The following is an 18,485-nucleotide window of genomic DNA, read 5'->3' on the forward strand; positions in this document are numbered from 1 at the left end:
CGTTATGAACCGGTAGTCAGGAACCGGCCGCTGTACGTCGGCTTACTGTTGCCGGGCCGCCCATTGGGCCGGAGTGAATGCGCGAATGGTCAGGGCATGGATGGTACCGTCATCCAGCTGCTCCCGCAGCGCGCCATAGACAAGCTGCTGCTTCTTCACCGGAGACATGCCTTCAAAGCGGTCGCCAACGGCCACGACCAGGTAATGGTTCCCTTCGCTCTGTACCTCGATCTCGCAGTCGGGCAGCTCTTTGCGAACCAGTTCGGCAACGTCCTGGGGTTGCATACGCGTATAACCTCAATTTGTGCGAAACGAAAGCGGAATTGTACCGGATTATCAGGAGGCGGTCAGCCAGCGGGAAACACCGTTGAGACGGGAGAGCCCGAGCAGGTCGTCCGGTACTCCGATGAAGGTCAGCGAGACCTGCCGCCGGTCCGCCTGACGATGCAGGCACAGGAGCAGCGACAGCAACACGCTGCTGGCGGTGGAGGTGGCGGCCAGGTCCACGCGGGCGTTGGTGCCCGACGACAGGGAGGCCAGCCAGCTTTCACCCCGCCGCCTGATCTCGAGCACATTGCCGGCATGGATGCGCCCGGCCAGTGTCAGACAGTCACCGGCGGGCTCAGCGCTGGCACTCATTCGTTGTCCGCGCCCTTATCCATTTCCTCGTCCAGGTTGAGGGAGGCCACGGCGTCGCCCCAGTTCTCTATCACCGCGTCCACGTCACCGCGACGGGACTCCATCTCCTGGGCAAACCGGTCACGGAAGGCCAGGCCGATATTCACGCCCTCCACAATGACATTTTCCATCATCCAGTTGCCGCCATCCGTGTTGCGGTACATGGAATAGGTTACCTGGTAGCGGTCACCGGACTCGGTGGTGACCAGCATGTCCACGGAGGCCCGGTCCTCGTCCCTCGGGTTGATCCGGGCACCCTGGACCGCGATCTCAAAGCCATCGGAGTTATTCACCAGGGCCTGGGCATAGCTCTCGAACAGGCTGCGCTTGAAACGGACCACGAAGTCGTCACGCTGTTCCGGTGTCGTCTGTCTGGCGTAACGGCCCATGACCCGGGCCGCAATACGGCGGAAATCGACAAAGCCCTCAAGGGTCTTTTCCATTTCCCGGTAGAAGGCATCCGGGTCCTCGTTGTACAGCCCTTTTTCCTCATTGAGCCTTTGCACCAGCTTCTGGGTGTTCTCGTCCACATAGCTCGCCAACTGCTCGCTGTTGGCGGCGGCGGGCCGTACCAGCAAGGCCGCTACCAGCGCGAAAACGGCCAGCGCCCAGGGCATGATGGCGTATTGGTTGATCGATCGAACCGCGGTCATGGGTCTCTCCTGTTTTATGTCCTTGCCTGACTACTCGCCACCCTGACCGGAGGCGAAGTTGCTGATCACACGCTCAATGTTAAGCGCTGACTGGGTTTCGTAGAAAGTATCTCCGTCCGCCAGGGATTCCAGGTCCCCACCCGGTGAAATATCAATATACTGTTCACCCAGCAGGCCCGATGTACGTATGATTGCTGAGCTGTCGGCGGGAATGCTGTCATACCCTGCCTCGATATCGATCACCACCCGCGCCTGGAAGGTCTCCTGGTCAAGGGCCACCTCGCGGATCCGCCCCACGGTTACACCGGCCATGGAGACCCGGGAGCGCGGCGCCAGACCGCCAGCATCGTTGAAGTAGGCGGACACCGTGTAGGTCTCACCACCCGGCTTGAAAGTCAGCCCGCTCACCTGCAGTGCCAGCACCAGCAGCGCCGCACCACCCGCCAGGATGAACAGGCCAACCATGATTTCCGTTGTTCTCTGGGCCATCAGAAACTCCCGAACATGACAGCGGTGAGGACAAAATCCAGCCCCAGGACCGCCAATGATGAATACACAACCGTCCTGGTGGTGGCCGAACTGATACCCGCCGAGGTCGGCACGCAGTCGTACCCCTGGTACACCGCGATCCAGGTGCACACGAACCCGAACACCAGGCTCTTGACCAGGCCGTTGACCACATCATCCAGGAACGCCACGGACGCCTGCATGTTGCCCCAGTAGGAGCCTTCGAATACACCCAGCCACTGGACACCCACCAGCATACCGCCCCAGATGCCCACCACCGAAAAGATCAGCGCCAGTACCGGCATGGAGATGAAACCGGCCCACAGGCGGGGCGCGATCACCCGGCGCAGGGGATCCACGCCCATCATCTCCATACTGGAAAGCTGTTCCGTGGCCTTCATCAGGCCGATTTCCGCCGTCAGGGCGGAACCGGCCCGGCCGGCAAACAGCAATGCCGTCACCACCGGCCCCAGCTCCCGCAACAGGGTCAACGCAATCATCTGGCCAATGGCGCTTTCCGACCCGAAGTCACTGAGGATCGAGTAGCCCTGAAGCGCCAGCACCATACCGATAAACAGCCCCGACACCACCACGATGGCCAGTGACAGCACCCCCACCGTATAGAGCTGGCGCACCAGCAGCGGCAACCCGACGGCCGGCCGGGGCACCCCGGCCAGGGCGCCCCACAGGAACATAGATGCCCGCCCCAGGGAGGCCACCACGGCCAGTGCGCTGCGCCCCAGCCCGGCGACACGATCCACCAGCCCGTCAACCATGGCGCCCCTCCCCCACCCGGTCGGCGCTGCCCCAGTCCGCTCCGGCATCCGGTGCCGGGTAATGGAACGGCACCGGCCCGTCCGGCTGACCATGGAGGAACTGCTGCACCCGGGGCGACGAGTGATTCCTGAGCTCGTCCGGCGAGCCTTCGCCGATTACCTGGCCGTCGGCGATGATGCAGGCGTAATGGGCAATACTGAGGGATTCCGGCACGTCATGGGAGACCAGCACGCTGGTCAGTCCCATGGTGGTATTGAGGTCACGGATCAGTTTCACCAGCACGCCCATGGCGATGGGATCCTGGCCGGCAAAGGGCTCGTCGTACATGATCAGCTCGGGGTCCAGGGCGATGCTCCGGGCCAGGGCCACCCGGCGGGTCATGCCCCCGGAGAGTTCAGCGGGCATCATGTCCCGGGCACCCCGCAGTCCCACGGCCTCCAGCTTCATCAGCACGATGTCCCGGATCATGTCCTCCGGCAGGGCGGTGTGTACCCGCAGCGGGAAGGCCACATTCTCGAACACACTCAGGTCGGTGAACAGCGCGCCACTCTGGAACAGCATGCCCATGCGCTCACGCAGCCGGTAGAGGGCCTTGCGGCCCAGCCTGGGCACGTCCTCACCCTCCACCGTGACCCGGCCGCTATCCGGCCTGAGCTGGCCACCGATCAGCCGCAGCAGGGTGGTCTTGCCGGTACCGCTGGGCCCCATGATGGCGGTGATCCGGCCACGGGGGATGCTCAGGGTCACGCCGTCGAAGATGCGCCGGTTCCCCCGGGTAAAGACAACATCATCGAGAGTGATGCAGGATGAGTCAGACATGTCAGAAACTGCCGGAAAATTTGGCGTACAGTATGCCAACTTGCGCTGCCGCTCAATGGTCGGGGGTGTTAAAGTTTGGCAGGAGAGGCCCGGCAGCCAGCGAACACCCCCTGCGGGAAGGCCCGGAGGCCGGGTTGATGATATACTGTCGCCCCTGTTACACCCCCGGTGGCACCAGCCCCGGATCGGAGCAATCCAGGAGCCCCATGAACAAGCCTTATGTCTCTGCCGCATTGCAGGCCATCGAAGTGGAACGCCAGGCCGTGGAGGCCCTGTCCACGCGCATCGGCGATGACTTCGTCCATGCCTGCGAGGTGATGATGGCATGCCAGGGCCGCGTGGTGGTGACCGGCATGGGTAAGTCCGGTCATATCGGCAACAAGATAGCCGCCACCCTGGCCAGTACCGGCACGCCATCGTTCTTTGTCCACCCCGGTGAAGCCAGCCATGGCGACCTGGGCATGATCACGCCCCAGGATGTGGTACTCGCCATTTCCAATTCCGGCAACACCGCTGAGGTACTGACCATCCTGCCCCTGATCAAGCGCATGGGCGCCCCCCTGATCAGCATGACCGGCAACCCGGATTCCACCCTGGCCCGGGAGGCCGTGGCCAACCTGGACATCAGCGTGGCCAAGGAGGCCTGCCCCCTGGGGCTGGCCCCCACCTCCAGCACCACCGCCACCCTGGTCATGGGCGACGCCCTGGCCGTGGCCATGCTGGAGGCCCGCGGCTTCAGCGCCGAGGATTTCGCCTTCTCCCACCCCGGTGGCACCCTGGGACGGCGACTGCTGCTGCGGGTGTCCGACATCATGCACATCGATGACCGGGTACCGAAGGTACAGGAGAACACCCCCCTGTCCGGCGCCCTGCTGGAAATCTCCCTCAAGGGCCTCGGCATGACCACGGTCATCAACGAGGACGGCAAGCTGGTGGGTATCTTCACCGACGGCGACCTGCGCCGGACCCTGGACCGGTCCATCGACATCCACAAGACCCTGATCCGTGATGTCATGACCCGCAACGGACGCACCATCCATGAGGACCAGCTCGCCGCCGAGGCCCTGCACATCATGGAGGAGCTGAAGATCAACGCCCTGCCCGTGCTGGACCGCAACGACGAACTGGTGGGCGCCCTCAACATGCACGACCTGCTGCGCGCCGGCGTGATCTGACGGAGTGGTAATGACCGAGGAGACGGCACCCAACAGCCGGCCGGAGTGGCCGGACGACGCACTCACCAGGGCCCGGGAGATTGCCCTGCTGGCCCTGGACGTGGACGGCGTGATGACCGACGGCTCCCTGCTGTTCTCTGCCAGCGGCGATGAACTCAAGGCATTCAACATCCTCGACGGGCTTGGCCTCAAGCAGGCCATGGCCGCCGGCATTGAGGTGGCGGTGATCACCGGTCGCCAGTCCCCGCTCACCGAGCGGCGCATGACCAGCCTCGGCATCACCACCCTGCTCCAGGGCCGGGAGGACAAGATCGCCGCCCTGCGGGAAATTATGGCCGAGCGACAACTGCAGCCGGCCCAGGTGGCCTACATTGGCGACGACCTGCCAGACCTGGCCGCCATCCGCTATGCCGGGTTTGGTGTTACCGTGCCTAACGGCCACTGGTTCGTGCGCCAGCACGCCGATTTCTGCACCCACGCCGCCGGCGGTTCGGGTGCCGTGCGGGAGCTCACCGACCTGCTGCTGTCGGCCCGGGGGCACCTGGACGGCGAACTGCTGACCTGGCTGGGGGACACCTGATGGCGTCAGAGAATCCCCGCCACCTGCTGCTGAGGGTCCTGGATTTCCTGGCCCGCCCGGGCATCCGCAACCCCGGCCTGCTGATCGCCGTCGTGGCCCTGGGTTTCCTGCTGTGGCACAGCGATGAGCCAGCCACCGTCGATACCGACGCCATGGAGCTACGGGGCGCCAGTGAGCCCGACACCTTTATCAATGACGGTGAATTCCGCTCGTTCGATACCCAGGGCCGCCCCAAGCTGGTAGCCTCAAGCCCTCGTACGGAACAGTTCGACGACCGCCGGCAGGCAGTTTTGGAAGCGCCGGACGCCACTCTGTATGATCATGAGGCCGACCTGCGCTGGCTGCTGGACGCCAACCATGGCCTGTACCACATGGACACCGAAGTGATGGAACTGGAAGGCAACGTGGAAGTCACCCGAAGCGTGGAAGGCGGTAATGCCATCTTGCTCACCGAGTACCTTCGCATCGATAATCCCGCCGGCAGGGCGACAACCGATCGCCCCGTCACCCTGAAGTCGCCGGGCAGCATCACCCACGCCCGAGGCATGACCGGCTGGTTCGATGAACGGGTGCTGGAATTGGAAAACTCAGTCGAGGGGATCTATGAAACCCGTCAGTAACCTGGCAGGTCGCCTGCTACTGCTGTCAACGCTGGTTCTGGGCCCGGCCCTGCCCGCCCTGGCCTTCAACCTGGACTCCAACGAACCGATCCGGGTGACCGCGGATTCGGCCCGCCTGGACGACAACCAGGGCATCGCCATCTACCGGGGCAACGTCGAGGTCCGCCAGGGGGGGATCCTGCTCACCGCCGACCGGGTCGATGTCCACCGAAACGCCCAGGGCCTTGACCGTATCGACGCCCGCGGACAACCTGCCACCTATTCCCGGCCCGCTACCGAGACCGAAGGCCCGGTGGACGCCAAAGCCCTGCTCATCCACTATTCCGCTCCCGACAACCTGCTACGTTTCGAGCGGGAGGCCGTGGTGAAGCAAGGCGGTGACGAGTTCCGTGGTGCCGTGATCAACTACAACACCGCCAACCGCGTGGTTACCGGTGAGGGCCGGACCGCGGAGGGCGAGGGGTCCGGACGGGTTGAAATGGTTATCCAGCCCCGGGGCAACAACTCCGGCAACAACAACTGACGGCTGTTTCCATGGCACTATTGCAGGCAAATCATCTCGCCAAGAGCTACAAACAGAAACAGGTGGTTATCGATGTATCCCTGAGCATCGAGAGCGGCCAGATCGTGGGACTGCTGGGCCCCAATGGCGCCGGCAAGACCACCTGCTTCTACATGATCGTCGGCCTGGTGCCGGCGGATCACGGCCACATCAGCATCGACGGCAAGGACATCACCCCCCTGCCCATGCACGGGCGGGCACGGCAGGGCATCGGCTACCTGCCCCAGGAAGCGTCAGTATTCCGGAAGCTGTCGGTCAGCGACAACATCATGGCGATCCTGGAAACCCGGAAAGACCTCAACAAGAAGCAGCGCCAGGACAAGATGGAAGAACTGCTGCATGAATTCCACATTACCCATATCCGTGACAGCGCCGGCATGGCCCTGTCCGGGGGTGAGCGCCGGCGGGTGGAAATCGCCCGGGCACTGGCCATGGAACCGGCCTTTATCCTGCTGGACGAACCGTTTGCCGGGGTGGATCCCATCTCCGTCAGCGACATCAAGCAGATCATCCGCCACCTGCGGGACAAGCAGATCGGCGTACTGATCACCGACCATAACGTGCGGGAAACGCTGGATATATGCGAAAAGGCCTACATCGTCAGCAGCGGCCACATCATTGCCTCTGGGTCCGCGGATGAAGTCCTGGCCAACCAGCAGGTGAAGGAAGTCTACCTGGGGAACGAGTTCAGGCTGTAATCCGACGCCAGACCGTGCCCATTACACACTGCAACACAGTCCGCACGCCCTGCAATTGTGTTGACAGCAGCAAGGGGGTACACTCGGCAAAGAACTTGCTTGTTATTTCCAAGTATCCGGTAATGCTGATTTTTTTGCCTGACTTCAGCTATTTTTTGAGCTGAATCAGTGTTTTTTAGCAACGATTCTGTTACCGGCTACCTCAGAAGGGCGATGGATGTGAAACCATGGTGATGAAAGCCTCCTTACAGTTAAAGATGGGTCAGAGCCTGACGATGACCCCACAACTGCAACAGGCGATCCGTCTGCTCCAGCTTTCCACACTGGACCTGCAACAGGAAATCCAGCAGGCCCTGGACTCCAACCCGATGCTGGAAACCTCCGAGGAGGAAGACACCGACGAGTCTTCCGACGCCGAGCGGGACAACAACGAGGAGTCGGTCAGCGCCTCGGAAGGTGAGTCCGCAGCCGACAATACCTGGGAGGAATCGGACTGGTCGGCGGACAACAACCCGTCCGACAACATCCCCGACGACCTGCCGGTGGACACCGCCTGGGACGATATCTACCAGTCCGCGCCGGCTCCCGCCTCCCGGGGCGATGACGACAATGACTCCGATTTCGAAAGCCGCAGTCCCACTACCGAGACCCTGCACGACCATCTGGAGTGGCAGCTCAACCTGACCCCCATGGGCGAGCGGGATGCCGCCATCGCCCATGCCCTGCTGGATGCCGTGGATGAGCGCGGCTACCTGACCTCCGCACTGGAGGAAATCCATTCCGGGCTGATGGACGACGAAGACGAGGACCCGGTGGAAATGGACGAGGTGGAAGCCGTCCTGCGCCGCCTGCAGCACTTCGACCCGCCCGGTGTCTTTGCCCGTGACCTGCAGGAATGCCTGCTGATCCAGCTTAACCAATTGCCCGCAGACACCCCGTGGCTGGACAAGGCGCGACTGGTGATCACCCACTACATCAACCTGCTGGGTAACCGCGACTACGCACAACTGTTACGGCGCAGTCGCCTGAAGGAAGACCAGTTGCGGGAAGTGCTGGCGGTGATCACCGCCCTCAACCCGCACCCGGGCAACGCCCTGGACACCTCCGAGCCGGACTACGTGATTCCGGACGTGATCGTACGCAAGGACAAGGGCCGCTGGCGGGTGGAACTGAATCCTGAAATTGCCCCGCGCATTCGTGTCAATGCCAGCTATGCTTCCCTTATAAGGCGTGCCGACAGCAGTGCCGACAACACCTATCTGCGGGATCAGCTCCAGGAGGCGAAATGGTTCATCAAGAGCCTGCAGAGTCGGAACGAGACCCTGCTGAAGGTGGCGACACGAATAGTTGAACATCAACAGGGTTTTCTGGACCATGGGGAAGAGGCGATGAAACCGCTGATCCTGTCGGACATCGCCCAGGCTGTGGAAATGCACGAATCCACCATTTCCCGGGTCACCACGCAAAAGTTCATGCACACGCCCCGTGGCATCTTCGAGCTGAAGTACTTCTTCTCGAGCCACGTGAGCACCGAGGAAGGCGGCGAATGCTCGTCCACGGCCATTCGCGCAATGATCAGGAAACTGATTGCGGCGGAAACCCCGAAAAAGCCGCTCAGTGACAGCAAGATTGCCACCATGCTGGGAGAGCAGGGCATCAAGGTGGCGAGGCGAACGGTGGCAAAGTACCGTGAAGCCATGCATATTCCGCCCTCCAACGAGCGGAAGCGACTGGTCTGACACAAAGGGTCTGACAAACAGGAGAAGCCCATGCAACTGAACATTTCCGGTCATCATGTCGAACTGACTCCCTCCCTCAAGGATTACATCAACGAGAAATTCGAAAAACTTGAGCGCCACTTCGATCACATCAGCAACTGTCAGGTAACCCTGGAGGTGGAAAAGGTGCGCCAGATCGCGGAAGCCACGCTGCATGTGGTCGGCGGCGAAATCCACGCGAAGGCTGAAAACGATGACATGTACGCCGCCATCGATGCCCTGGTGGACAAACTTGACCGGCAGATCCTCAAGCACAAGGAAAAGAACGTTGACCGGATGCACGGAGCAACTGCCCGCTAACCATTGCGATACCGGAACGGCTATAATCTGACTCACAACGCTGCGGTACGGACTCGTACCGCAGCATTTTTTTATCGGGACCGACGAGCATCCATGACCGATTCGACCTTGACCATCAACAACATACTGGCGCCGGAACTCACCCATTGCCGGGTCAATGGCACCAGCAAGAAGCGGATTCTGGAATTTATCGCGGAAAAGGTGGCCGGACAGTATCCGGAGCTGGATGAAACCCAGATCTTCAATAACCTGGTAGCCCGGGAGCGGCTGGGGAGCACCGGCATCGGTCAGGGTATTGCCATTCCCCACTGCCGGCTCGAAGGGTGCACCCGCGTGGTCGGGGCCCTGGTCACGATGGAGGAAGGGGTAGCCTTCGACGCCATCGACAACCAGCCGGTGGATCTCCTGTTCACACTGATCGTGCCCCGCGAAGCCACCTCAGAGCACCTGGAGCTACTCAGCCAGCTTGCCGAGCAATTCAATGACCGCAGCTTCTGCGATGCCCTTCGGGCCTGCGAGACCGCCGAAGGTCTCCACCAGAAGATGACCGGCAACACCTGATCCTTTCCCGGCATGTCGCGTATACTCGCGCTCAATGTCGGCCAAGTCGCCAGGGGACAAGTTTCATGAAGCTGATCATCGTTAGCGGACGTTCCGGTTCGGGCAAGAGTACCGCCCTCCATGTGCTGGAGGATCTGGGTTACTACTGCATCGACAACCTGCCCATCGGGCTGCTGTTCCCGCTGACCACCGAGGCCACCTCACGCAACTCGGGCAGCCGGCTGGAGAAGATTGCGGTCAGCATTGATGCCCGCAACCTGTCCAGCGAGATTGCCAATTTCGAGGCTATCCATCAGCGGCTGCTGGACTCGGGGATGACCACCGAGATCATCTATCTGGATGCCACCGAACAGTCCCTGCTGCAGCGTTTCCATGCCACCCGGCGCAAGCACCCCCTGAGCGACGACGACACCTCGCTCACCGAGGCCATCCGCTACGAGAAGCAGCTGCTGGAACCCATCGCCCAACTGGCGGACCTGTACCTGGACACCACCGAGCTGTCCATGTACGAGCTCCGGGATATGGTCAAGCAGCGAATTATCGGCCGCCGTGAGCAGGAGCTGGCACTGCTGTTCCAGTCGTTTGGGTTTAAGCACGGTGTGCCGGTGGATTCCGACTATGTTCTGGACGTCCGCTGCCTGCCCAACCCCTACTGGGACCCGCAACTGCGCAAATACACCGGCATGGACCAGCCGGTCATTGATTTCCTGGGCTCCGACGACATGACTAACCGTATGATCGATGACCTGACCCGTTTCCTGGAAAGCTGGCTGCCCCAGTTCAGCAAGAGCAACCGCAGCTACATGACCATTTCCATCGGCTGTACCGGCGGACAGCATCGGTCCGTCTACGTGTGCGAACAACTGTCCCGCTATTTCAGCCGGCAGTACAACCGGGTCCAGACCCGGCACACGGAACTGCCCCACCTGAACCCGAAAACCAGCGGTACGGCATGATCCGCCAACCCATTACCATCATCAACAAGCTCGGGCTGCATGCCCGGGCGGCCGCCAAACTGGTCGAGACGGCATCGGCCTTCGAAAGCCATGTACTGCTGTCCAAGGGTGACCGCGAGGTGGACGCCAAGAGCATCATGCCGGTGATGATGCTGGCCGCCAGCCAGGGAACGGAAGTAGAACTGATAGCGGACGGCCCTGATGAACAGCAGGCCATCGAAGCCCTTGAGGCATTGATTAATGACTATTTTGGTGAGGGCCAGTAACCCATGAGAGAACAGCCGTGAGCAAATACGATCCATCCCGGGAAGCGACCGGCGACGAAGACGAGCTGATCAAGAGCAAGTCGCAGGTCAAACGCGAAATGCAGGCACTGCAGGAGCTGGGCAAACACATGCTGGACCTGGGCGATGAACAGCTTGCCACCCTGCCCATGAGTGAGACGCTGAAGGCGGCGATCCAGGAATCCCGCCGTATCCGACAGCACGAGGCCCGGCGCCGGCACCTGCAATACATCGGCAAGGTGATCCGTAACGAGGACGATCCCGAGGCCCTGCGCCGCGCCGTGGAAGCCTTTGACGCCGGCAGCGAGGAACACACCCGCCGCCATCACCTGGCCGAGCGCTGGCGTGACCGCCTGATCGCCGAGGGCAACGCCGCCGTGGCGGAATTTGTCGGCCATTGCCCGACGGCGGACGTGCAGCACCTCCGCAACCTGCTGAGGAACGCCCAGAGGGATGTCAAGACGGACAAGAACACCGGCCAGGGCCGGAAACTGTTCCGCTACCTGCGGGAGTGTATCGACGACGCCGAGCAGGCTGGCTGATTCGCCGGTTCCGGCATTCCCTCGGGTTCATCCGCTGATCGACAGACTACAGTCGCCGGTGCTCCCACACCGGCATGCGCTTGCGGACCTGCTGCAGGTAGTCCGGATCCAGCTCGGTGACGAGCACCCCAGCCCCTTCGGCCAGCTCCTTGACCACCTTGCCCCAGGGATCGACGATCACCGAGTGACCATAGGTGCGGCGGCGCTCGCTGTTCTGCCCCCCCTGCCCCGGCGCCACCATCCAGACCTGGTTCTCAATGGCCCGGGCCCGGACCAGGGGGTGCCAGTGGGCGTCGCCGGTATGCCAGGTGAAGGCGCTGGGCAGGGTAACCCAGTCCACTCCCCGTTCGCGCAACTGCCGGAACATCTCAGGAAAGCGAAGGTCATAGCAGATCGCCAGCCCCAGCCGGCCCACGGGCGTGTCCACCGTCACCAGTTGCTCGCCGGGTTCAAAGGTGTCCGATTCCCGGTACTGTCCCTGACTGTCCTCCACCATGGCATCGAACAAGTGGATCTTGTCATAGCGGGCGACTTCCGTGCCCTGGTCGTCCACCACCACACAACTGGCCCTTACCCGGTTCTCCAGGGCGGAGCCATCTGGCCGGGCAGCAATGGGCAGTGAGCCGCCAACAATCCAGAGCCCGTGCTTGCGGGCCTGTTCCGCCAGAAAACTGCGGATGGGGCCGTCTGAGGCCACCTCGCGACCACCGTGCAACGGCATGTTGGCGGTATCCAGCACCGCAAAGTTCTCCGGCAGTACCGCCACCCGGGCTCCCTGCTCGGCCGCCCGGGCCAGCAGCCGGGAGGCCTGGTCAAGATTGTCGTCAATATCCCTTGTGCTCACCATCTGAATGGCGGCGACGGTCTGGGCATTCGCCATGGCGATCTCCATCGGGGCTGCCTGATTGGACGGACTATTCCTGGTTCCCGGAATCGAAGATGTTCCGCAGGTCCACCTTCGGATTATCCCAGGTTCCCCTTACACTATAAGTGGCACTGGTCAGTTTGCTCAACGGTTCACCCAGCAGTTTATCCAGTACGAACAGGGCACCCCCCACCGGCGGCGAGGCGCCCATCAGGATTGCCGCCAGGGGCAGGTTCTGGGTCAGCGGCAGGATCACCACCAGCCGCATGTCCAGGGTTTCCGCCGCCAGGTTGGTTAGCCCCGATAGCCTCAGCGCCCCGGAGGGGCCCGCCAGTTGCAGGTCCGGATCCCAGGTCAGCACGCCGTTATCCAGTTTTGCCTTGCCGTAGATGGCATCAAAGGCGACCCCCGCCTCATAGAGATCGGAGAAATCAAACTGCAGGCGACGCTGCAGGGTGTCGGTGTTGAGCAGGTTGAAGACCCGGAAGATCTGGGCCGTCTCGTTATTCTGCAGGATTACGCCATCATCCAGCCTGACACTGAATTCCCCACTCAGGCGACCGGCGGCGAACTGGTCGGGGCGACCGGGCCACGCAATATTGAGGTCGATCACCGAGTTCTTGTTGGTCATCGGTATTTCCTTGCCCACCAGGCTGGCCAGGCCCTGGAGCCCGCCGCCCTCCAGTACCCCCTGCACCAGGGTGACCTCCTCGCCGGAGGTGACCCCCCAACGAAGCTGACCATCAAATACCAGCGACTCCAGGCGGCCCTGGAGGTCCATCAACGTCACCTGATCCGGTGACGGTGACAATACGAATGACCAGGAGCCGGCGGGATCGTCCCCCAGGATCAATGAGGCGATACGAACCTCCACCTCCGGCCACTGCCCCGCCGCCATGCCCCGGAACGCATCAAGCTGTTCAGAGGGGGTGAGCAACGCCGGCACGGCACTACCCCCGGTATCCTGTTCGTGGTCCCGGGCCAGACTGAGCCGGTCCAGGTCGACCCAGATGCGATCACCGGAATCGGGAATCCGTACCCGACCCACCGCACGATCGGAATTGGTTGTCAGCAGCCAGCCGTCCTCCCTGGGCCGTGCCGTTACCCGGAGACCGGGAACCGCATGATCTCCCAGGATCAGCTCGTTCATCCTCAGATCGACACTGTTCAGCCAGTCAAACCGCTGACCGGTACCCCCGGACTCCGCCCCCGACGGGGCGTCACCGGTCACGCCCAACTGCTCCAGCCAGGGCAGCCAGCGGGCAGGCGCGAACCGGTCAAATGCGGCACGAACCAGCAGCCCCCCTTCCACCGGGAAGCGGGCCGATCCGTCACCGATGACCACCTGGCCACCATGGAAGCGGGACCCCCGCCATTCCAGTGCCGCCGACAGACGCTCGCCCCACTGGGCCTCCAGCAGCAGTTGATCGCCCTCGGGCCAGCGCAGCAGTACCTCCAGGTTGTCGCCGGAACCGGTCTCCCGGGACAGGGGCGCCGGCCACTGCGACCGGATCGTTGAGGCATCGGCGGTGACCGCCAGACGGGCGTCGGCACCGGGCACGAAATCCAGTCGGGCGGTATAGGGCAGTGTTCCCGACACACCGGGTACTCGCTGCTCCTGGGGCATCAGCTCACGGGCCAGGGTGACCAGGTCCGCCTGGCCGGTCTGGATGATGGTCAACGCCCCCCGGGCCGGATCCGCCCGGAATCGTACACTGACTGGCTGACCCATGAAGGTCGCTGACAGGGCATCATCGCTGAAGCCATCCCGGGTGCTGTACCGCAGCCCGCCACGGATGTCCTGCCACTCCAGATCGGCCGGGGGATACCGGAGACTGCCGTTCTGCGTCCGCAGCCTGGCGTTGACCGACACCGCCTGTCCGGCCGCCAGGGGTACGCCCAGGGCCAGGTCGAGTTCGTAGTTGCCCCCCAGGGACACCCCCTGCCTCGCCTCGCCGGCCATCTCACCCAGCGGGGTCTCGTTGAGCCAGTACCCCGCCTGTTCGCCATTGACCCGGGCACTGGTGTCCACGGTGATTGTGGGTGCCCCGTCACCCCCGACTACCGAGACCTCGCCCCGGTTCAGCCGCAATCCACCGGTCACCGCCTGGTCCAGCACTACACGGGCATCGCCGTTGTGGATGGTGACCGTGCCTGCAGCGCCGGTAACCTCCGGCCATTGCGGGTCGTAGACGATACTGGCGTCCCGGAACCGGTATTCCATGGCGGTACTGAAACTGTGCCGGGGCAGCCCTTCCCCGATCTGGCCATGGCCGTAGAACTCGCCACTAACCACCTCGCCCCCGGTGATCGCGGTGGTCAGCCACTCGTAGAGGTCGCGATCCAGTTCCCCCACCGGCAGGACCGAGGGCAGCATGCCGGCGTCGGCATTCTCAATGGCGAGCTTCAGCCCCAGGTTATCCTCGCCGTAACGGTCCAGCCTCAGATCGAAGGCGCCCCCCACCCGGGTGCCCTCTCCGTAGGTGGCCTCCATGTCCCGGGCAAACACCCGGGTGATGCCGCCATCGAGCCGCCAGGCCACATCCGCGTCCCCCCGGCTGAAAGTCAGGGGCCCGGCAAACAACTTCGGGAAGTCCAGGATCATGTCCTCACCCCGGGCCCTGATCCTGCCGCCGTGCCGGCTCAGCCAGAGCTCTCCCCGGACGTTACGGCCCCCAGGCGCCCCCCGGTGGGGCTGGACGGAAACGCCATCGAGACTGGCCGACAGCTCGAACTCGCCGGGCTGGTTTCGTGGCACCCGCACCTGCAGGGACGACAGTCGGCCCGCTGGCTTCAGGCCCGCGATTTCGGGTTCCGCCCTGGCGGGCAACAGGTTCGAGGTCACCGCCATATGAACCAGGGGGCCAAGGGAAACCCCGGAGGCCCCGATCCGGAACGACAGCCGGTCATGGTCAAGTTTCACGGCCATGCCGGTGACCATCTCGTCCTGCCAGCGCCATTGCAGGTCCCGGATGTGGAGGCTGCCGCCATCGTCGCTCCGGCGCCAGCCGACACTCGCGGTGAGTTCCTCCAGAGCGGGCAGGTTAGCCAGGTCACTGGTCAGCCGCAGACGGGGCATCCGGAGCCGGCCATTGACCCGCTCCAGCCGGCCATTGTTGAACGTCAGCCAGGCACTGGCGCTGGCGTCCAGTTCCTGCAACTGGAAGTCGCGCCATTCAAGCCCACGGGTAATTGCCTCAAGCACGCCACCGGGCGTGATGTCCGCCCACACCCGTCCGGTAAAACGGCCTTCGAAGAGGTCGCGCCCCCGGATCGAGAAGGTGGCGAGCTGGTCCAGGGTTCCCTGGCGCATGACGCGACCGGAGGCGGACATCTGCTGGTCACTGTAGGCCAGGTCCAGTTGCGGAATATCCACGAACACGGTTTCGGTATCCGGCGCCCGCAGCCCCAGTGTCAGGTGGGTCAGGCGGACCTGCGGATTCGATATACGGCCCGCCAGCTCATCCAACCAGCGCTGGGGTTGCAGCCATTGTTCTCCCGACAGCTCGGCGCCGTCCGCCAGGCCGGGACCGATTTCGGGCAGGTTCAGGCCTTCGATGCCCAGGCCGCGGTCGCCCCCCCGGGCCAGGACCAGGTCCAGGCCGTCCGCTTCCATCCTCTCGAAAACCAGCCCCAGGCGGAGCAATGACCGCGGACCATCGAGCCGCAACAGCAGGTGCTGGAGGCCGACCGCCCGGGCATCAGTATCGGAATGGTGGTCAATCTGCAGGTTGTTCACCTGCAAGACCGGATCAGGTCCCTGCCAGTCTGCGGACAGACTGCCAATGGTCACGTCCTGACCCAGGCGTTCACTCAGCACGGATTCAATAGCGGGGCGGTAATCGTCGATGTGCCTGGCCAGATACCGGGCCCCGGTGGTGGCGGCGGCAACGATCAGCAGCAGGAATACAAGCAGCCAGACGGCGGCTGTCAGCAACAGGCCGTGGAAGGGTCGGCGGCGACTTCGGTCAGGGGCCGGGCCGGCCGGGGGCGGTGGGGGTTGCTGGGACATCACACTCAGAGCAGGACCACATCATATTGTTCCTGGCTGTAGAATGGCTCTACCTGGAACCGGATCGACTTGCCGATGAAGGTTTCCAGGTCCGCCACATTGTCGGCTTCCTCATCCAGCAGTCGGTCCACCACCTTCTGGGACGCCATCACCAGGTAACTCTCTGCCTCGTAGGCTCGGTTCACCCGCAAGATCTCGCGGAAGACCTCATAGCATACGGTTTCCCCGGTCTTGAGGAAGCCGCGGCCGTCACAGATGGGACAGGGCTCACACAGGATCTGCCCCAGGCTCTCGGTGGTCCGTTTACGGGTCATTTCCACCAGACCCAGCTCGGAGACGCCGGTGATCTTGGTCTTGGCATGGTCCCGTTCCAGCATCTTCTCCAACATGCGGTGCACCTGGCGCTGGTGTTCCGTATCATCCATGTCGATGAAATCGATGATGATAATGCCACCGAGGTTGCGCAACCTAAGCTGCCGGCTGATGGCCCGGGCCGCCTCCAGGTTGGTCTTGAAGATGGTCTCTTCCAGGTTACGATGGCCGACGAAGGCGCCGGTATTGATGTCTATGGTGGTCATCGCCTCGGTCTGGTCGATGATAACGTAGCCCCCGGATTTGAGCTGGACCTTACGGCTGAGGGCCTTCTGGATCTCGTCCTCGACACTGTACAGGTCGAAGATGGGGCGCTCCCCGGGGTAGTACTCCACCTTGTTCTCGAATTCCGACACGAACTCCCGGACAAATTCCATGACCTTCTGGTGGCTCTCCCGGGAATCGATACGGACCTTCTCGGTCTGGGGGCGGATGAGGTCCCGGATGGTGCGGATGAACAGGGGCAGGTCCTGATAGACAATGGCAGGGGCCTTGGCGTGTTCGATGCGGTCGATAATCGACTGGTTCAGGCGCTGCAGGTAGGCCATGTCCGCCAGGATATCCTCATCGCAGACGCCCTCCGCCGCGGTACGGATAATGAAGCCGCCGGCGCAGGATTCCTGCTCGCCAATGGCGGTTTCCAGGGTATTCTTGAGCCGGGTGCGCTCGTCTTCATCCTCGATACGCTGGGAAATACCCACATGACGGACACCGGGCATGAATACCAGGTAGCGGGAGGGAATGGAAAGTTGGGTGGTCAGCCTGGCGCCCTTGGTACCGATGGGGTCCTTGGTGACCTGGACCACCAGCGACTGCCCCTCCCGCAACAGGGTGCGGATATCCGGTACGGTTCGGGGGCCATCCGACGGCTCCCCGTTGTCATCGGCATTGACCGGTAACACGTCCGAGGCGTGGATAAAGGCGGCCCGCTCCAGGCCAATGTCCACGAAGGCCGCTTCCATGCCCGGCAGCACCCGTGCCACCTTGCCCTTGAAGATATTGCCGACGATGCCCTTACGGCTGGTACGTTCGACATAAGCCTCCTGAAGCATCCCGTTCTCAACCAGTGCCACCCGGGTTTCCACGGGGGTAACGTTGATCAGGATTTCTTCGCTCATGTCATTCTCCGTCTGTTGAGGAATTCCAGTAATTCCAGACCGGCAGGCCGGCATCGGCCAGCAGGCCGGCGGTGATATCCAGGGGCAGTCCCACCACGGCGCTGTAGCTGCCCCGGATCGTGGTGACAAAGGCGCCCCCGCGCCCCTGGATACCGTACGCGCCGGCCTTGTCCATGGGTTCGCCCGTGGCACAGTAGGCGTCAATCTCCTGCGGGTCCAGCGTGCGGAACCGGACGTCGGTCACGATGACCCTGGCCTCCACGCCATCCCGGGTAGCCAGTGCCACCCCGGTCATCACCTGATGCTCACGGCCTGACAGCGACTGTAACAGACGCCTGGCGCCGTCAGTATCCTCCGGCTTGCCCAGGATACGATCGCCCAGAACCACGGTGGTGTCGGAACCCAGTACGAGGGCGTCAGGCCGGTTGTTACGCCGGTAGCCAGCCAGGGCCTTTTCCCGTGCCAGTCGCAGTACATAGTCCGCGGGAGCTTCTCCCGGGTGCGCTGTCTCGTCAATATCGACTGGCAATGTATCAAAGGATAGACCAAGCTGCCTGAGCAGTTCCGCCCGGCGTGGTGACGCCGAGGCCAGTATGACCCGTTCCGTCATGGTATCGTTCCCGTTGTT

Annotated in this window: 21 protein-coding genes; 11 read left to right on the forward strand and 10 right to left on the reverse strand. The window is 63.0% G+C overall.

Going from position 1 to position 18,485, the window contains the following annotated elements; genetic code table 11:
- Nucleotides 1-42 precede the first annotated feature (42 nt).
- Genes ACJO3T_RS06100 through ACJO3T_RS06125 form a run of 6 tightly spaced genes read right to left on the reverse strand, consistent with a single transcriptional unit; the run spans nt 43 to nt 3,434 of the window.
- Complete coding sequence (locus tag ACJO3T_RS06100) at nt 43-285, reverse strand: BolA family protein (RefSeq protein ID WP_406961767.1); 243 nt, start codon at nt 283-285, stop codon at nt 43-45.
- 51 nt (nt 286-336) lie between these two features.
- On the reverse strand, nt 337-639 hold the full coding sequence (locus ACJO3T_RS06105) for an STAS domain-containing protein (RefSeq protein WP_406978072.1): 303 nt from the start codon (nt 637-639) through the stop codon (nt 337-339).
- Nucleotides 636-1,331: an MlaC/ttg2D family ABC transporter substrate-binding protein gene (locus ACJO3T_RS06110; protein ID WP_406978073.1), complete on the reverse strand. Its 696-nt coding sequence runs from the start codon at nt 1,329-1,331 to the stop codon at nt 636-638. Before ACJO3T_RS06110 ends, ACJO3T_RS06105 begins: the two co-directional genes overlap by 4 nt.
- Nucleotides 1,332-1,361: 30 nt before the next feature.
- A complete protein-coding gene (mlaD, locus tag ACJO3T_RS06115) occupies nt 1,362-1,820 on the reverse strand; it encodes an outer membrane lipid asymmetry maintenance protein MlaD (RefSeq protein WP_406978074.1) in 459 nt (152 codons plus the stop codon).
- Nucleotides 1,820-2,614 (reverse strand): lipid asymmetry maintenance ABC transporter permease subunit MlaE, encoded by a 795-nt coding sequence (gene mlaE, locus ACJO3T_RS06120; RefSeq protein WP_406961759.1) that lies wholly within the window; start codon nt 2,612-2,614, stop codon nt 1,820-1,822. The genes mlaD and mlaE overlap by 1 nt, the downstream gene beginning before the upstream one ends.
- Complete coding sequence (locus ACJO3T_RS06125; RefSeq protein ID WP_406961757.1) at nt 2,607-3,434, reverse strand: ATP-binding cassette domain-containing protein; 828 nt, start codon at nt 3,432-3,434, stop codon at nt 2,607-2,609. The genes mlaE and ACJO3T_RS06125 overlap by 8 nt, the downstream gene beginning before the upstream one ends.
- A 206-nt stretch (nt 3,435-3,640) precedes the next feature.
- On the opposite strand from ACJO3T_RS06125, the gene ACJO3T_RS06130 reads away from it, so the two are divergent.
- From ACJO3T_RS06130 to yjgA, 11 genes are all read left to right on the forward strand, one after another.
- Nucleotides 3,641-4,609, forward strand: coding sequence for a KpsF/GutQ family sugar-phosphate isomerase (locus ACJO3T_RS06130; protein ID WP_406961755.1), 969 nt, complete (start codon nt 3,641-3,643; stop codon nt 4,607-4,609).
- 10 nt (nt 4,610-4,619) lie between these two features.
- Nucleotides 4,620-5,189 (forward strand): KdsC family phosphatase, encoded by a 570-nt coding sequence (locus tag ACJO3T_RS06135; RefSeq protein WP_406961753.1) that lies wholly within the window; start codon nt 4,620-4,622, stop codon nt 5,187-5,189.
- Complete coding sequence (lptC, locus tag ACJO3T_RS06140) at nt 5,189-5,809, forward strand: LPS export ABC transporter periplasmic protein LptC (RefSeq protein WP_406961751.1); 621 nt, start codon at nt 5,189-5,191, stop codon at nt 5,807-5,809. Before ACJO3T_RS06135 ends, lptC begins: the two co-directional genes overlap by 1 nt.
- Complete coding sequence (gene lptA, locus ACJO3T_RS06145) at nt 5,793-6,332, forward strand: lipopolysaccharide transport periplasmic protein LptA (RefSeq protein WP_406978075.1); 540 nt, start codon at nt 5,793-5,795, stop codon at nt 6,330-6,332. Before lptC ends, lptA begins: the two co-directional genes overlap by 17 nt.
- An 11-nt stretch (nt 6,333-6,343) precedes the next feature.
- Nucleotides 6,344-7,069: an LPS export ABC transporter ATP-binding protein gene (gene lptB, locus ACJO3T_RS06150; protein ID WP_406978076.1), complete on the forward strand. Its 726-nt coding sequence runs from the start codon at nt 6,344-6,346 to the stop codon at nt 7,067-7,069.
- Between the two features lie 233 nt (nt 7,070-7,302).
- Nucleotides 7,303-8,808: an RNA polymerase factor sigma-54 gene (locus ACJO3T_RS06155; protein WP_406978077.1), complete on the forward strand. Its 1,506-nt coding sequence runs from the start codon at nt 7,303-7,305 to the stop codon at nt 8,806-8,808.
- 30 nt (nt 8,809-8,838) lie between these two features.
- Nucleotides 8,839-9,147 carry a ribosome hibernation promoting factor gene (hpf, locus tag ACJO3T_RS06160; protein ID WP_328189485.1) on the forward strand — a complete coding sequence of 103 codons (309 nt, stop codon included), beginning with the start codon at nt 8,839-8,841 and terminating at the stop codon, nt 9,145-9,147.
- 93 nt (nt 9,148-9,240) lie between these two features.
- Nucleotides 9,241-9,708, forward strand: coding sequence for a PTS IIA-like nitrogen regulatory protein PtsN (gene ptsN / locus ACJO3T_RS06165; RefSeq protein ID WP_406961743.1), 468 nt, complete (start codon nt 9,241-9,243; stop codon nt 9,706-9,708).
- Between the two features lie 65 nt (nt 9,709-9,773).
- Nucleotides 9,774-10,664 carry an RNase adapter RapZ gene (gene rapZ, locus ACJO3T_RS06170; protein ID WP_406961741.1) on the forward strand — a complete coding sequence of 297 codons (891 nt, stop codon included), beginning with the start codon at nt 9,774-9,776 and terminating at the stop codon, nt 10,662-10,664.
- Nucleotides 10,661-10,930 (forward strand): HPr family phosphocarrier protein, encoded by a 270-nt coding sequence (locus ACJO3T_RS06175; protein WP_406961739.1) that lies wholly within the window; start codon nt 10,661-10,663, stop codon nt 10,928-10,930. Before rapZ ends, ACJO3T_RS06175 begins: the two co-directional genes overlap by 4 nt.
- Before the next feature lie 17 nt (nt 10,931-10,947).
- The gene (yjgA, locus tag ACJO3T_RS06180; protein WP_406961737.1) at nt 10,948-11,490 is read left to right on the forward strand and encodes a ribosome biogenesis factor YjgA; all 543 of its coding nucleotides are present in this window, start codon (nt 10,948-10,950) and stop codon (nt 11,488-11,490) included.
- A 46-nt stretch (nt 11,491-11,536) separates the two neighbouring features.
- Here the strand turns inward: yjgA and ACJO3T_RS06185 are convergent, their stop codons facing one another.
- Genes ACJO3T_RS06185 through ACJO3T_RS06200 form a run of 4 tightly spaced genes read right to left on the reverse strand, consistent with a single transcriptional unit; the run spans nt 11,537 to nt 18,467 of the window.
- Nucleotides 11,537-12,370 (reverse strand): carbon-nitrogen hydrolase family protein, encoded by an 834-nt coding sequence (locus tag ACJO3T_RS06185; RefSeq protein ID WP_406961735.1) that lies wholly within the window; start codon nt 12,368-12,370, stop codon nt 11,537-11,539.
- Nucleotides 12,371-12,404: 34 nt separating this feature from the next.
- The gene (locus ACJO3T_RS06190) at nt 12,405-16,367 is read right to left on the reverse strand and encodes a YhdP family protein (RefSeq protein WP_406978078.1); all 3,963 of its coding nucleotides are present in this window, start codon (nt 16,365-16,367) and stop codon (nt 12,405-12,407) included.
- 5 nt (nt 16,368-16,372) lie between these two features.
- Nucleotides 16,373-17,857, reverse strand: a complete 1,485-nt coding sequence (gene rng, locus ACJO3T_RS06195) for a ribonuclease G (protein ID WP_406961731.1) — start codon at nt 17,855-17,857, stop codon at nt 16,373-16,375.
- A 1-nt stretch (nt 17,858) separates the two neighbouring features.
- Entirely contained in the window at nt 17,859-18,467 is a 609-nt protein-coding gene (locus ACJO3T_RS06200) for a Maf family protein (protein ID WP_406961729.1), read from the reverse strand.
- Between the last annotated feature and the right edge of the window lie 18 nt (nt 18,468-18,485).

This window comes from Marinobacter shunpengi, assembly GCF_045449715.1.
Lineage (GTDB): Bacteria > Pseudomonadota > Gammaproteobacteria > Pseudomonadales > Oleiphilaceae > Marinobacter.